The organism is Chroococcidiopsis sp. CCALA 051, assembly GCF_003015105.1.
Classification (GTDB): domain Bacteria; phylum Cyanobacteriota; class Cyanobacteriia; order Cyanobacteriales; family Chroococcidiopsidaceae; genus Chroococcidiopsis; species Chroococcidiopsis thermalis.
Window position 1 is genome coordinate 1 of sequence record NZ_PYCI01000164.1, and the last position, 13,650, is coordinate 13,650.

Below are 13,650 nucleotides of genomic sequence, written 5' to 3' on the forward strand. Positions count from 1 at the left end.
AGATGTGTATAAGAGACAGCCCAATGACCTCCCCTGGACGACATTGATAGCTAGCGATATTAACTTCACGACCGTTTACCATAACGTGACCGTGATTGACTAGCTGCCGCGCTGCTGGGATTGTGGGAGCCATACCCATGCGAAAAACGGTATTATCCAAACGCATTTCCAACAGTTGCAACAGCACTTGTCCGGTAGAGCCAGTCACTCTTCTTGCCCGCCGCACGTAACGCAGCAACTGCTTTTCAGTCAAGCCGTAGTTAAAGCGGAGCTTTTGCTTTTCTTCCAAACGAATAGCATACTCAGAACGCTTCTTGCGAGCCTGTCCGTGTTGTCCAGGTGGGTAGGAGCGTCTGGCATTTTTCCGAGTCAAACCTGGCAGATCGCCCAGGCGACGAACAACTCTTAGTCTTGGTCCTCGATAGCGGGACATTCAATCTTCCTCTGCTTAATTCTGCGCGAACTATTCCAAAACTATAATTATAAGTCTAAAAGCTTGTGTCTGAAAAGCCCTGGTTAGTGACTAGCAGCTAGTGGCTAGTGGCTAGTCGTAGAATTCTTCATCTAGTCACTAGTCACCAGCCAATAATCACTGACAACTGGTCGCTGATAACTCATAATTGATAACTGATAACTGATACCCTCAAATTGTAGTTATTTACAAATTTCTTGGTGGGAGTGTTATGGGGAAAACAATGTATTTAGTGGCTGGCTCGTTGGCGATCGCCGGTTGGATCGGTAGCAATTTTCCTGCAACTGGGGCTGAAATTGTCACCGACTCTTTACGCAACGGCTATCGTGCTTGTACGGGGCGAATGCTCAATTCTGGAGTTTCACCGGAAGCAGCAGCAAGAGCCTGTGCGGGAGCGCTTTACCCGAAGGATGTCGCTCGTTGCGTGACGAGAATTGAGGGGCAGACGGAAATTTCTGCCCAAGATGCTTTAGCAACTTGCACCCAAGCCCGCCGACCTGTAGAGTTGTCAAGATGTGTCGTTGGGATTAGCGAAAATAGTCAAGGGCAGCCCGTACCAGGAGTATTAGATTTTTGCGGTCGCAGTTTATTACCAATTCGTTATGCTGAATGTGTCGTTGGATTGCGGCGAGAAATTAATGAGTTAGCTCCTACCCAAGCAATGGAAACTTGTATTAGTGCAGGCGATCGCCCTTTGGATTTTGCACCTAATTTTATTCCCCAAGGTCAATTACAACCACCAGTCACATCTCCGGCTCTGACTACACCTGCAACACCCGAACAAACTGCTCCCGCACCAGATGCACCTTAGAATGGAATTCGGAATTCGGAATTCGGAATTCGGAATTACTCCTGTACGGGCGGGTTTTGCGGCAAGATTTTTGGTCGTAGCCATGAATTGTTGACTCAACCCGCCCCTACGGTTTCCTGATAACTGATAACTGATAACTGACTCCCCGTTATGAACCAAGAAATTAAATTACTCGTCCTCGATATTGATGGGACGATCGCGGGTAAGTCAAATCAAATTCATGCCAAAGTTAAAAAAGCGATTCAAGCAGTGCGGGCAAAAGGCATACAAGTGGCTGTAGCAACAGGACGAATGTATCGTTCTGCCCTACGTTTCCATCATGAGATCGGTTCGACTTTGCCTCTACTTGCCTATCAAGGTGCTTGGATTCAAGATCCAGCTACCCAGAAAATGCACCGTCATTGGACTGTTGCCAAGCAAACAGCAATTCAACTGTTAGATTACTTCGAGCAACCTGAATTGCGATCGCTGCTTTCGGTTCATTTCTATATTAACGATCGCCTCTACGTGCGCGAACTAACTTCCGAAACCCGACTTTACTCCGAACGCTCTGGGATTGAAGCGATCGCGGTGGGAGATTTACGCCAAGCTTTAACAACAGAACCAACAAAAGTATTGGCTCTGTGCGACGACACCGAAATCATCGATAACTTACTCAGTAGCCTACGTCAGCAATATACCCCCGCTGAACTGTACCTGACTAAATCCGTTGCTACCTTCTTTGAAGCAACCAACCCTTCGATCAATAAGGGTGTAGGCGTGCGTTACTTAGCTGAAGAACTCCTGGGAATCACTGCTGCTAACGTGATGGCAATTGGTGACAACTTTAACGATGTAGAGATGCTAGAGTATGCGGGGATCGGTGTAGCAATGGGTAATGCTCCATCTGACGTACAGGCGATCGCTCAGTGGGTAGCGCCTAGCGTCGAGCAAAACGGAGTTGCAGTTGCAATTGAAAAATTCTTACTTTAAATCAGTCATTTGTCATTTGTCATTGGTGAGTGTTTTACTAACGACGAATGACAAAAATCAGAAAGGACACCAACGACTGTCCGTGTTTCGTCTTGGTGTCCTGACTGGTTCGCTCCTCACACACCCTTATAGTAGAGTAATGTTCTTGATTTGTCACCCCCTTGAACGCTAATTTCTACCTAAAGACAGATAAGATTTGCCTATAGAGCAAGATGCCTTTACAGTGACCAGTGACCAGTGACCAGTTTTATACTGTTCGCTAGTTCAAAGTTCTAAGGGTGCGCAACTATTTAGTACTTCTACTAAGAGTATTCTGAATACAGATTGAGCGATCGCTATTAAGCCAAGTCGCCCTTGTGCTAAGTTGAAATTTTGCTTTTTGACTTCTCCCCAAATGCGACACTGACTATAAAAAGTTTGAAAAGCTTGACTCAGATTCAGAGCTACTTTCAACCAATTTAAAGACTTGCTGCGAGTAGGATCGGGGCAATAGAGAGCGTCTAATACTCCAATTGATTCGAGGAGTAAATTTAACTCGGATGGGTGATGCAAACAAATTTTTGCTTCACTCAACCAAGGAATAGGTTGAGGTGATATGACCTGTAGACATGAAGACTTAATGTCAGAGTTTTTTGACTTAATTGTAATTATTTTCTCCTCATGAGCCATTTTCAATAGAGAACAACACCGAGCATGAGCGTATTGGATGGGAAATAGAGAATTGGTAATTGGTAATTGGTAATTGGTAATTGGTAGTTGGTGACAGGCAATCTCTCCCTCAGCTCCCTCAGCTCCCTGGGCTCCCTCAGCTCTCTTCTCCCCCCTGCTCCCTAAACAGGGTAGTGTCTCAATCCAGTGTTGCAACCAAGCAGCCAGACTGGGTTGAGTTAATTCTAAGTAGATCCAGCCTGGGGGAACGACTTGAAGAATCAAGTTTTGTTGATGGTTTTGTTGGGCAATTAGCTGCGATATAGATTGGGCAACTTCTATAGTTGGGGAGTTGACAAGTTTACTTAATTTAAATGCGATCGCGCACCTGTAAACAACCGGGCGCTGTTTAGATAACTGTAAAGGAATATAACTTTTGCGATCTGTTAAGGATGGAGTGTCTAATATATACAAACTTAGCGCTGCTTGTATCTGCTGTAACAGCGCTTGCTTAGGTGTTAACTCAGCTAATGGAGGCGATCGGTGATCCACTTTTAATTTATAGTTAAAATCCCTATCCCTACCTGGGGGATTTACCAAGGTTCCATGCAAACGAATTGCTTAACCCCTATTTTTTGAATGGCTACCTGAGAATACTATGCCCTAGCGAAATTTACTATTACTGGAGCGTTCGTTCATCCGCGATCGTACTGAAAGATCTATGAGTTTTCGCTAAAAAATCTGGTGATTTCAGTAGATTTACGGTACAAAAAAACTCAGTCCTATGTTGTTGACAATATTTTGTCACAATTTTCCCTAGCTCAACTACAATCATTTGTACAACTGTTACTTGCAATTCCCTGGTTTGATTGTTTACACTTATCTGTTGTTTTAAACATGAACTATACGGATAAAAAAACTGAAAAGCAGGAGACTTGATCGAGTAATTGAGTGATTGAGAATACTAGGATTGTGTTGCAAGACAGATAAAACAAATCTATGGCTAAGTTCGCTTAGCTACGATTGCTATTACTGGTTTGAGGAGTGGAGTTCACCTGCCAACCAATTTGGCAATAGGTGAGCTTCACAGTGACGTTTCGTCTATCGCCAACTGCTGCAAATTATGCATTCCCCATCCGCTTCTCCAGAGTCGCAAAGACCATTTTTAACCTGGCAACGGATTCTTGACTGGGCGCAGGAACACTATCGCGTTCGCTCTTTTAGTAAAGACGAACGCATTCCAGCTCGACCTGGACTGCTCTATCTCGTTCAAAGAGGTGCTGTGCGACTTGTAGGTACAGCTCAAGTTAGCGCAACTAGTCAGCTATCATCTCGGCGCATCAACAGAACACCTGAAGAAGCTTTTTTAGGCTTTGTTGGCGCTGGACAGCCGTTTGAAATTGTTGCCCAATCTCCGTTTACGCTCCAAGCTTATGCCCACGTAGAACCCACTTTAGTTGTGTGGATGTACTGGCATGACTTGGATAACTGGCCCCACTTTCGGCGGGAAGTTCTCGATGCATTTCGCTACCAACATCAGCGCAAGTTACTGTGGCTGAGTGCTTTAGGACAGCGACGGACGATCGATCGTCTCTTGGGATTCTTAACCCTGCTGGTAGAAGAATACGGACAACCAGCGACAAGTGAAGAAGATCCCGAGATTCTGCGCGGATACTCTCTACCGTTTACGCTGACGCACGCCCAAATTGGTAGTGCGATCGGTTCGACGCGAGTTACGGTGACTCGTTTAATGGGTAAGTTACGCCAACGCGGTTTACTTATCGCCCAAGAAGATAATCTCATCTGTTTGCCAGCCGATTCAATCAATCGAGCTAGTTGAATTATGGAGACGCGAAGTTTCGCGTCTCTATAATCCTATGCCTAGCGCATTCGCACAAATCCAGCGTTAGCGATCGCCGACTGTCCTTGCTGCGTCAGCAGTAATTTAGCATAAGCTTCTCCTGCTTGCTGTGCTAAATCGTCATCCTGCTTGACAACAACATACAAGTTGCGTGTCAGAGGATATTGTCCGGTTTGAAAAGCATCTGTATTGAGCTGATTGCGCCGCTGAGGACAGTTATTCGCTGTTACTAAAGGTTCTTGGTAGGGAGGAGTAAATTGCCCTGATTGACGACCTAGCGGTAAGGGTCTAATCCTACACTGAGGTACGATTTCTGGAGCCGAGGCGTAGTAAATTCCGCCACGGTTACTAGCTAGCTTTTGTAGAGCTTGAGTTGTCGTACCGACAAATTCAACATTAGCAGCTAATGCTTGACCTGCTAAAACATCCTGTACGAAAAGCTCGACCGTACCACCCTCGCTCATCGGACGAGAATAAGGTTGAATCGGCAGGTTAGGACCACCGAGTTGTTTCCAGTTATTTGCCTTACCAGTGTAAATTGCTTGCAGCTGTGCCAAGGTTAGTCCTGGTATATTTAGGCTGGGGTGAACTGCGATCGCTAAACCATCAATTGCTACCGGAATTTCTTTTAAATTAAATCCTCTTTGCTGAGCGCGGGATACCTCTCGATCTTGTAAGGGTCGAGACGACTGAGCAAAGGTAAGCCTACCTTCAATCAGCATCCGAATACCAATACTAGTTCCTGGGGAAGCATTTGTCGGTTCTACAAATCGTAACTGAAATTCTGGATAAGCTGCCCTAATTTGCGGATCGATCGCTTGTCGAATTGCTGCCCAAGAAGTACTACCACCATAGCTGAATAACCCTTTAGGAATGCCTGAAACACCGCTAAAACTTGAGCCAGTCAATTCTGGATCTGAAGTTATATCGGATGTGTTGGGGGTGGAAATAGATCTTGGCTGAGGATTGCTGAGTTCGACACTAGTGCTAGAATTTCTCGTCAGCCACCAAAAACCACCAGCTAAACCCCCAGCTACGATCAATAGAGTCAGAACGAGAACAGCTGTTTCATTTTTTTGCGACGACATAACAGAATGATAAGTGCTGTAATAAGTGCAACATATACTTGCTTGCGTACAGATTATCCCCGCAGCAAAGCAGTGTTGCATCCCTGTGAGATCGCCTCTAATTCAAGCGATCGTCCTATGATAAAATCAAAGTACTTAAGTTAAGTGTTTTGCTCTCAGTAATCCTATGAATTAAACTCTTATGTCTGTTTTATCATAACCTAACCTTAATCTTGTCAGGACGATTAACTATATATATTTAGCGGCTTTTGGCACAAATAGTATACACACAACTACATAAAGTCACGATCGCTGGTCATGAGAATAGGGGTAAGGGTAAGAATTTCTTACTTACGACTTACGAATTACAAATTACGACTTATTTAACCTAGTGATTAGAGTGTCTGAAAAGATCGTCGCAGTAAAATAACCAAGCTATACCCAAAATAGCTGTAGTTACGCTAGCAATTATCCCCGCTATAACCCAGCCGAATGCTCCTACTAATATAATTAATCTTCCTAGTAAAGCTAAAACTGCTTTCGCCGTAATGAATGCAGTAACGGCAGAAATTATACTAATCAGTCCTAATTCTAAAAGTATAGATTTAGTATCCTTAGTTGCTAGTTCCTCATCAAAGTATATATCCCAGACAACAGTACACATAGCAACATCAGCAACCGTCAAAAATATTTGCTTGAATAATTCTAAATTTATTGCAGGAGTTACTGTGACTATCCCCGCAGCAAAAATTGTAGCTAAAATTACTATAACGGCTCGTTTTCTTTTTAGATAGATCTGACTCATAATTAATTTCCTGAATCACAAGCTTTTTAATAAAGAAGAGTCAGAAGTGGATATAGCAATTCTAAATGAATCGTGAAATCGATTGTTCCTGTAGAGACGTTACATGTAACGTCTCTACACACATGGAACATCTCTACAGGGAAAACGTTCACAAATCAATTTGGATTGCTATATTAGTTTTTATACCAACAAAATCAACATTTTACATCAGAAAAGTTTTTGATTTCGTAGCATTAATTGCAGCTTTTTCACAATTAATTTTCTAACTTCTGCCTCCTTCTACAGATTACAACCAGTGTTTTGGATAAGTTCTACCTGGCATGAGATTGTTAAAAACAAAAGTACAAAAGACTAAAACAATTGAACCTGCTAATACTGGCGTGAATAGAAAACTCCATTCAGCACGGCTCATCACTCCTACTAAAGCAACTGCTCCTCCTGGTGGATGGAGAGTTTTTGTCAGTTGCATGACTTTGATTGCTGTAGCAACAGCTAAAGCCATTACCCAAGGTTCTGAGCCGAATAAATGTACCATAATTAAGCTGACTAATCCGCCGAGAAAATTGCCTACAATACAGTTGCGTGGCTGTGCTAGAGGACTATCGGGTGCAGCAAATAATAAAACGGCAGCCGCTCCGAAAGGAGCTGCGATTAGAGGATAATGCGTACTAACGCTGATGTAAGCTAGCGCGGCAATGCCAATAAAACTACCTATGTAAGAAAAAACAATTTGCTTTAAAGGAAAGCGGGGTTGATATTTAGAGCTGCCGTGAATTTTAGTCAAGAAGTTTTTGAGTCGAGCCGATTTAAATCGAAAGCTCCATGTAGACTGGGAACGATTTTTTCTCAAAGCAGCTAGTTCAGCTGTGAGTTGCTCTAGTTGTTGCTGCTGAATGATTAATTGCTGTTGCTGTTGTTCTAGTTGCTGTTGATACTGCTGGAATTGTTGTTGTTTGCTTGTCAACTCAAAGGTGGACATAGCTTTGGTAAGTTTTGTCATAGAGCTAGTATTTGTATTTGGTTTCGCCGCAGTTTTACTAATGTCTTTCATACTTCGATCGCTAAATAATGAATTGCAAAAACTTAGATTAATTCTGTGATATTGCGATCGCACTACTATAAATTGTGTTAACTGATACGGAATATTATTACTCATGAAAGAAGCGCATTTTGAAATTGCTCTAAACGCATACAATCAACGAAAAAGTACTATTTTATACTTGCAACTTAGAGCAAACTACGCTCGCAATAACGCTAGAACTATCAAATAAATTAAATGGATAAATTAATTTTTTCAAAAAATATTGACAGCGATCGCTAGCTACTAGAGCAATCCTATTTGATTCATGAATGTGGAGCAGGCTAGAAGCCTACTTTACAAATCATTTAGAACTACTATAGCTGGCTCAAATATTTATCGCTGTATAACTATATTTAATTATTGTAGTTAAAATCTGACAAGACATTTCAGAATCGAACGAAGTGTTCTTTGTTTATTCGATGGTATTCAAAATTTTTATTTCAAGAGAGTTAATCTTGTGTTTGAATTTTATTCATCAAAATTTTAATTGCTCTTAGTGTTATGGAATAGCTTTGAGATTTATCGTATTTCTACTGTAACTTTGGTTGCAGCATTTTTGCTGCGCGGTTGAGTAAAATCTGAAGATTAGCTTTTTAGCTTCTGTGCCTCTGCATGGAAATGCTAGTAAAGCTATAGATTGTGACTTGATACAGAGGCAAATTTGTTTGTTGGGTTAGTTTTAATTGTTACGTAATGAGAGCTTAATTTGTTACGAAATAGTAGCGAAACTAAACCAAGCGATCGCGATTTAACTTGAAACTGTGGTTGTTGAATTGCTAATTCATGGGTGCTGTTGAGATAGAACGAAACTGATGATAGAAATTACAGCAAGCGTTTTTTGTACGAGTCTAGGTGCATTCTTATTCAGAAGAGAAATAATTCCTCGTTCCTTTCCCAATTTGCTAGGTCGCCTTCTTTACTGGCTGGGCGTACCGTTGCAAATTTTAGTACTGACGCGCAAGTCAAATTTATCGCAATCGATTTGGTTGCCCCCAATCTTGACAATTGCAATATTGCTGTTGGGTTTGGGCTTAGCTTATGTCAGTTTGCAGTTACTCAAACAACTAACTCAGTACCGCTCGGTTTCATGGGTAAAACAATTGTCCGATAGTTTTTATCCTAGCGATCGCGCTGAACAAGGTAGTTTTGTCCTCGCTTCAATTTTGGGAAACACCGGCTTCATCGGGTTAGCGATCGTTCCAGCTTTTGTCAGTCAAGACTATTTAGTTTGGGTAGTGTTGTATGGCGTAACGCACAATCTAATTGGTAGTTACGGACTGGGAGTATTTTTAGCAAGTTATTTTGGGCAAACCACAGCAAATAATAAATGGAAAGCTGCATGGCGAGACATTTTGCGCGTTCCTGCTTTATGGGCGTTTGCGCTGGGTTACTACAGTAAACCTTGGCAAATTGTCAGTTTCATCGATCCCTTACTTCAAGCAATAGTCTATTTAGTCGTACCTGGAGCTTTTTTGTTGATTGGGATGCAATTATCACGGCTTCAAGGAATTGAAAATCTACGAGGGGCGATCGTTCCCAGTACGATCAAGACATTTGTTCTGCCCATTTTGGCAGGAATGGTAATAACATGCTTGGGATTTCCCCACGAAGCACGCTTGGCTTTAGTCTTGATGTCTGGAATGCCAAGTGCTTTCGCCAATGCGATTTTAGCAGAAGAGTACAACCTCAATCGTCCGCTAGCTGCCAGTACGATTGTTCTCAGTACGGTTTTGCTACCACTGGTACTTCCCCTATGGTTGTATTTATTTAGATAATAGAGACTCTGCGTGGAACTTCTCTGCGTCGTCTCTCGATCAACGAAGGCTCGTGTCAACCGAACTAGGTAGGGGAGTAAAATCGTAACCAGTGCCGGAGTATCTACCAGGCTGAACTCTAACTAGAGTTCCTGATTCTTGGCGATCGCCTGACGGTAAAAACTTGACTATCCCAGTTGCCCCTTTAAACATAAAACCAGTATTAGATAAAGCTTTCTGTAGCTGTTCGCGATTCGTACTCGCTTTTAAACCCGTGAAAACAGCAATTGTTGCATCGTAAGTCAATGCAGTTCGCCAATTACCAGCCCCACCCCAAAACCGCTTAGCATTGGCAATGAAAGAACTATTGGGGAAAGCAGAAGGATGCCAAGGTACAGAAAGCACCATAGTATTAACATCAGCTTGTCCTTGCTGCAACGTGTCGTACGTATACATTGTGTGGCTGCCGAACAAAGTCAATCGACTGCGATTTGCTTGCGCTACTTCCACTGCACGACCCATTCTATTTACATCTGGTGCTAGCAGCAAAGCTTCTGCTCCATCGCTGACTGCTTGAGAGGGAATTTCGCTAGGGTTAAAATTAGTAGCAGCAAAATCGCAGGGGGTACTGGTGATATAACCGCCATTTTCAAACACGCTAGAAGTGAACTCCTCTTGAAACGAGCGACTTGCTTCTGCCTGAGAATCCGCACAGATCGCAATTCTGGTTTTGCGTGCTGTTTTCACGACGTAGCTAGCCAAAGCATCGGCAATCGCTCTTGAATTTGGCGTAGTCCGAAAGATAAATCTACCAACTCCACCTAAGTTTCGCGCTACGCTAGTGGGCGAGATCATCACCAAACCGCTTTTTTGATAGATGGGAGCAGCGGCGATGGATGCATCACTAGAGTTATGTCCTACTACTGCGAGAATATCTGGATCGTTGGCAAATTCAGCCGCGATCTGTTTAACAACAATGGGGTTATTATCGTCGTTGGCAACTTGCACTTGAACCAGCTTTCCGCCAATCCCGCCACCGTGATTGATCTCATATTGTGCCTGTGCCACGCCCCGCAGCATCTCTCTGGCAACGTTTAAGTTACCTCCTACAGGAACGCTAACACCGATCTTAACTGTATTGCTGATTGCAGCTGCCGAAGCATTATTTAAATAAATCCACGTTTCGGGATCGTTGCGCTTCACCTGCAAAGCCGCATTAAATTTGGTGACTGCCGTGGAAAAATCTCCTGCGGCAAAAGCTTGTACTCCTGCTTGTTTGTCTGGATTATTGTCGGCAGTAAATAAAACTTTATTACCTAAACTAATTCGTTTTTGCAAAGCTGGGTTGCGGTTGGGGGGATTGAGCAATCCATTGAGAGATGGTTGAGCTGCTTGTTGCCCTCCTCTACCACTGCGATAACTCAACCAAAAAATTAGCGGACCGATCAAGCAGAGGGCGATGAGGTAGAGAACCAGGACAGTGTTTTTTTTACTTTGTAACATAAAGTTTGGAATGGGAGTTAAGTCAAGTATTGTTAGACATTTCTAGATAACTTTCCCAGCCTCATATTTTCTGTATCGCCATGACTTGGTACAGCCCAGATGTCGAAGAATCTATAAGGATCTAAATCATATTCTTTTTAGCAACAGCACTTTGGGCGATCGCAATAATAGTACGAGATGAATACCCACAAACAAAGCTACAGCTTGAAAGTTGTTTTTTTTAACATATAAATAAATAATATTTGATTTGACCCATAACCAAACAAAATAGAGCCACAACTACTTGCGTACCAACCGTAATTTTACGGAAAAAATATAATGCAGCTGATTTTAACCGTGAAATTACTTACGCAAATTTACTGAGTCTGAGCCTATACGTATAAGAGATTTACCTAACTATAGCAGTAAAGAGTTTGGCGATCGCGCTCCGCTCAATCTGTATCTTCTGTAACTACTTCCCACTTAATTGCAGTCACTTTTATTTGAGATCGCAACTGCATGACAATCTCTTCCATCAACAGATCGTTGCGACCATTGGAAGTATATTCTGCCTTGATTTCTACTGAAGAGAAGTTATCGAGATCTTTACTGTTAATATTTTTACTAGACAATTCATTCAATATCATTTGTCCTGGTGTGGTTTGTGCCAGTAGCACAGCCCTCACAGCCACTTCGTCTTCGGTTAAACAAATGAGGCGACAGCAATAGCGAGTTTCTGCTTTTGTGTGCGTAATCAATTGCTCATCTAACTGCTGAAACCACTGTACCATCGGGCGCAAAAGTAGATTTGCTCCTACCACTGCTAAAGTGCCGAAATAAGCCTGAAATAGCAATCCCGCCCCGACCAAACTACCCACGGCAGCAGCACACCAGAGGGTAGCTGCGGTATTGAGTCCGCGCACGCTGGTTCCTTCCCGCAAAATTACGCCGCCACCTAAAAAGCCAATGCCTGAGACCACTTGGGCGGCTATACGTGTAGGACTGGCATCGCCGGGAATCATTGCCGAGAGCATGACGAACATAGCAGCACCAAGAGACACCAACACATTTGTTTTCAGTACCGAGCGAGTTCGCCGCCATTGTCTTTCGCTGCCAATTGCCGCACCGAGAATGAATGCCAGTAGCAGGCGAATTGCAAAATCTACCCAAGTCATTGTTTTTTTCGTTTGGTTGCACCCAAATTGCTATTGTCGCACTGGTACGAAATCATAGCCAGTACTTGTATTGACTTGACGCACAACTTGTACTAGCTGCACTGGTGCGTTACTATCGCCAGAGGGAAGAAACTGCACTGGATTAGCTGCGCCAGGAGTGGAAAAATCAGTACTAGTCAGAGTTTGTTGAATCCCTTCACGAGTAGGAGACTTCTGCATTGCCGCAGTCAAAGCCTTGGTTGCATTGTAGGCAAGAGCAGTACGCCAGTTGACCTCAGCTCCCCAAAACTGTCGTGACTGACGCACGAACTGAGATTTCGGCTCGGTGTCAATATCCCACGGAATAGCAACTACCATATTCACAGCCGCGTCCCCTGCAACCTCTAGCGTGGTTGAGTTGTAAATGGCATCACCACCTAGAAGTTGCAATCGTCTGCGGTTGACTTGCACGACCTGTAGGGCTTTATCGATAATGCTAGTACTAGACCCAGTGTTAGGTGCTAACATCAGAACTTTTGCCCCTTGCTTGATGGCTTGGTTAATGCTGTTAGCTGGGCTAAAACTAGGGTCTGATAAGTCAAACTCAGATGTGACTTTTCCACCTCCAAGCAGAACCGCTGTGACAAACTCAGATTTTAAGGATTGGCTGTAAGCACTTTGGGGATTGAAAAAAACAGCAGCATTCTTTTGCTGTAAATTGGTCAGCATATAATTTGCCAAAGCTCTTGCAGCAATATAATCGCTGGGAACGGTACGAAAAATGTAGGGACTGATGCCGGAAAGCTTGACAGAAGTACTGACAGGAGAGATCGCGACTAACTTTCCCTCATCATATATAGGTGCAACGGCAAGGGTGACTTGACTTGCCCAGTGACCGATAACTGCCAAAATTTCAGAAGTGTTGACCAAAGTTGAAGCAACTGTTTGGGCTTGGTCTTCTTGATTGTTGTCGTTGACGATCGCCACTTTCAAGGGAACACCATTAATATTCCCCGTTTGATTTGTTTCGGTCTGTGCCTGCGCAACGCCACGTAGAACTTCCAAACTTCCATTAGGACTAGTACCAGTGGGAACGACAACAGCGATCGCGTAGCTTTTGCGATCGCCTATCTTGGCATTGTTAAGGAAAATTAGGGTTTCGGGATCGTTGCGATTTTGTGTTAATGCTACTTGCAATTTCTCGGTTGCAACACTCCAATTTCGAGCCGCGATCGCCTCTATTCCTTCCTGTTTTGCTGGTAATATCTTCCCTGAAAATAACGTTTTCTCGCCAAAACTAATTGGTTTTCCAGTTGCAGAAGTACCATCTGTAGGAGTCGAGTTAGATTGATTTCCAATACCGACAAACGATTTGCCAAATAAATTACTGAATAGTAAAGCTCCTCCCCCTACTAATCCGAGCGTAATTAGTAGCGATAGTAGCAGAAGCACTGTTTCATTTTTACGCGACATATTATAACTAGGGAGTAGGGAGTGGGGAGTAGGGAGTAGGGGAAGACAAGGGGGACAAGGGGGACAAGGG

At 43.3% G+C, this 13,650-nt stretch carries 12 protein-coding genes; 4 read left to right on the forward strand and 8 right to left on the reverse strand.

What is annotated here, in order from left to right; genetic code table 11:
• Window positions 1-433, reverse strand: a 433-nt coding sequence (gene rpsD, locus C7Y66_RS26855; RefSeq protein ID WP_106547940.1) for a 30S ribosomal protein S4, incomplete at its 3' end; no start/stop codon positions are given.
• A 250-nt stretch (window positions 434-683) separates the two neighbouring features.
• Between rpsD and C7Y66_RS26860 the strand changes: the two genes are divergently transcribed.
• Both C7Y66_RS26860 and C7Y66_RS26865 read left to right on the forward strand, forming a co-directional pair.
• Window positions 684-1,283 carry a hypothetical protein gene (locus C7Y66_RS26860; RefSeq protein ID WP_015157327.1) on the forward strand — a complete coding sequence of 200 codons (600 nt, stop codon included), beginning with the start codon at window positions 684-686 and terminating at the stop codon, window positions 1,281-1,283.
• Window positions 1,284-1,433: 150 nt separating this feature from the next.
• A complete protein-coding gene (locus tag C7Y66_RS26865; protein WP_106547941.1) occupies window positions 1,434-2,255 on the forward strand; it encodes a Cof-type HAD-IIB family hydrolase in 822 nt (273 codons plus the stop codon).
• A gap of 264 nt (window positions 2,256-2,519) precedes the next feature.
• Here C7Y66_RS26865 and C7Y66_RS30700 read toward each other — a convergent pair whose 3' ends face one another.
• Window positions 2,520-3,455 carry a DALR anticodon-binding domain-containing protein gene (locus C7Y66_RS30700; RefSeq protein ID WP_146149891.1) on the reverse strand — a complete coding sequence of 312 codons (936 nt, stop codon included), beginning with the start codon at window positions 3,453-3,455 and terminating at the stop codon, window positions 2,520-2,522.
• 571 nt (window positions 3,456-4,026) lie between these two features.
• On the opposite strand from C7Y66_RS30700, the gene C7Y66_RS26880 reads away from it, so the two are divergent.
• Window positions 4,027-4,743, forward strand: a complete 717-nt coding sequence (locus C7Y66_RS26880) for a Crp/Fnr family transcriptional regulator (RefSeq protein ID WP_015157330.1) — start codon at window positions 4,027-4,029, stop codon at window positions 4,741-4,743.
• 41 nt (window positions 4,744-4,784) lie between these two features.
• Here C7Y66_RS26880 and C7Y66_RS26885 read toward each other — a convergent pair whose 3' ends face one another.
• From C7Y66_RS26885 to C7Y66_RS26895, 3 genes are all read right to left on the reverse strand, one after another.
• Window positions 4,785-5,852 (reverse strand): PstS family phosphate ABC transporter substrate-binding protein, encoded by a 1,068-nt coding sequence (locus C7Y66_RS26885; RefSeq protein ID WP_106547943.1) that lies wholly within the window; start codon window positions 5,850-5,852, stop codon window positions 4,785-4,787.
• A gap of 367 nt (window positions 5,853-6,219) precedes the next feature.
• Window positions 6,220-6,636: a hypothetical protein gene (locus C7Y66_RS26890; RefSeq protein WP_015157332.1), complete on the reverse strand. Its 417-nt coding sequence runs from the start codon at window positions 6,634-6,636 to the stop codon at window positions 6,220-6,222.
• Between the two features lie 286 nt (window positions 6,637-6,922).
• Window positions 6,923-7,687, reverse strand: coding sequence for an HPP family protein (locus tag C7Y66_RS26895; RefSeq protein WP_106547947.1), 765 nt, complete (start codon window positions 7,685-7,687; stop codon window positions 6,923-6,925).
• Window positions 7,688-8,529: 842 nt separating this feature from the next.
• Here C7Y66_RS26895 and C7Y66_RS26900 point away from each other — a divergent pair.
• Window positions 8,530-9,492, forward strand: coding sequence for an AEC family transporter (locus C7Y66_RS26900; RefSeq protein ID WP_106547944.1), 963 nt, complete (start codon window positions 8,530-8,532; stop codon window positions 9,490-9,492).
• Between the two features lie 39 nt (window positions 9,493-9,531).
• Here the strand turns inward: C7Y66_RS26900 and C7Y66_RS26905 are convergent, their stop codons facing one another.
• The 3 genes from C7Y66_RS26905 to C7Y66_RS26915 all read right to left on the reverse strand — a co-directional run.
• On the reverse strand, window positions 9,532-10,974 hold the full coding sequence (locus C7Y66_RS26905; RefSeq protein WP_106547945.1) for an ABC transporter substrate-binding protein: 1,443 nt from the start codon (window positions 10,972-10,974) through the stop codon (window positions 9,532-9,534).
• Between the two features lie 431 nt (window positions 10,975-11,405).
• Complete coding sequence (locus C7Y66_RS26910) at window positions 11,406-12,128, reverse strand: MgtC/SapB family protein (RefSeq protein ID WP_015157337.1); 723 nt, start codon at window positions 12,126-12,128, stop codon at window positions 11,406-11,408.
• Window positions 12,129-12,158: 30 nt separating this feature from the next.
• The coding region (locus tag C7Y66_RS26915) for an ABC transporter substrate-binding protein (RefSeq protein ID WP_233222871.1) at window positions 12,159-13,650 on the reverse strand (1,492 nt) is incomplete at its 5' end.

Excerpts from the sequence above, each read along its gene's own strand:
- C7Y66_RS26860 (WP_015157327.1), top strand. The coding sequence starts at position 684 with ATGGGGAAAACAATGTATTTAGTGGCTGGCTCGTTGGCGATCGCCGGT.
- C7Y66_RS26865 (WP_106547941.1), top strand. The coding sequence starts at position 1,434 with ATGAACCAAGAAATTAAATTACTCGTCCTCGATATTGATGGGACGATC.
- C7Y66_RS26880 (WP_015157330.1), top strand. The coding sequence starts at position 4,027 with ATGCATTCCCCATCCGCTTCTCCAGAGTCGCAAAGACCATTTTTAACC.
- C7Y66_RS26885 (WP_106547943.1), bottom strand. The coding sequence starts at position 5,852 with ATGTCGTCGCAAAAAAATGAAACAGCTGTTCTCGTTCTGACTCTATTG.
- C7Y66_RS26890 (WP_015157332.1), bottom strand. The coding sequence starts at position 6,636 with ATGAGTCAGATCTATCTAAAAAGAAAACGAGCCGTTATAGTAATTTTA.
- C7Y66_RS26895 (WP_106547947.1), bottom strand. The coding sequence starts at position 7,687 with ATGAAAGACATTAGTAAAACTGCGGCGAAACCAAATACAAATACTAGC.
- C7Y66_RS26900 (WP_106547944.1), top strand. The coding sequence starts at position 8,530 with ATGATAGAAATTACAGCAAGCGTTTTTTGTACGAGTCTAGGTGCATTC.
- C7Y66_RS26905 (WP_106547945.1), bottom strand. The coding sequence starts at position 10,974 with ATGTTACAAAGTAAAAAAAACACTGTCCTGGTTCTCTACCTCATCGCC.
- C7Y66_RS26910 (WP_015157337.1), bottom strand. The coding sequence starts at position 12,128 with ATGACTTGGGTAGATTTTGCAATTCGCCTGCTACTGGCATTCATTCTC.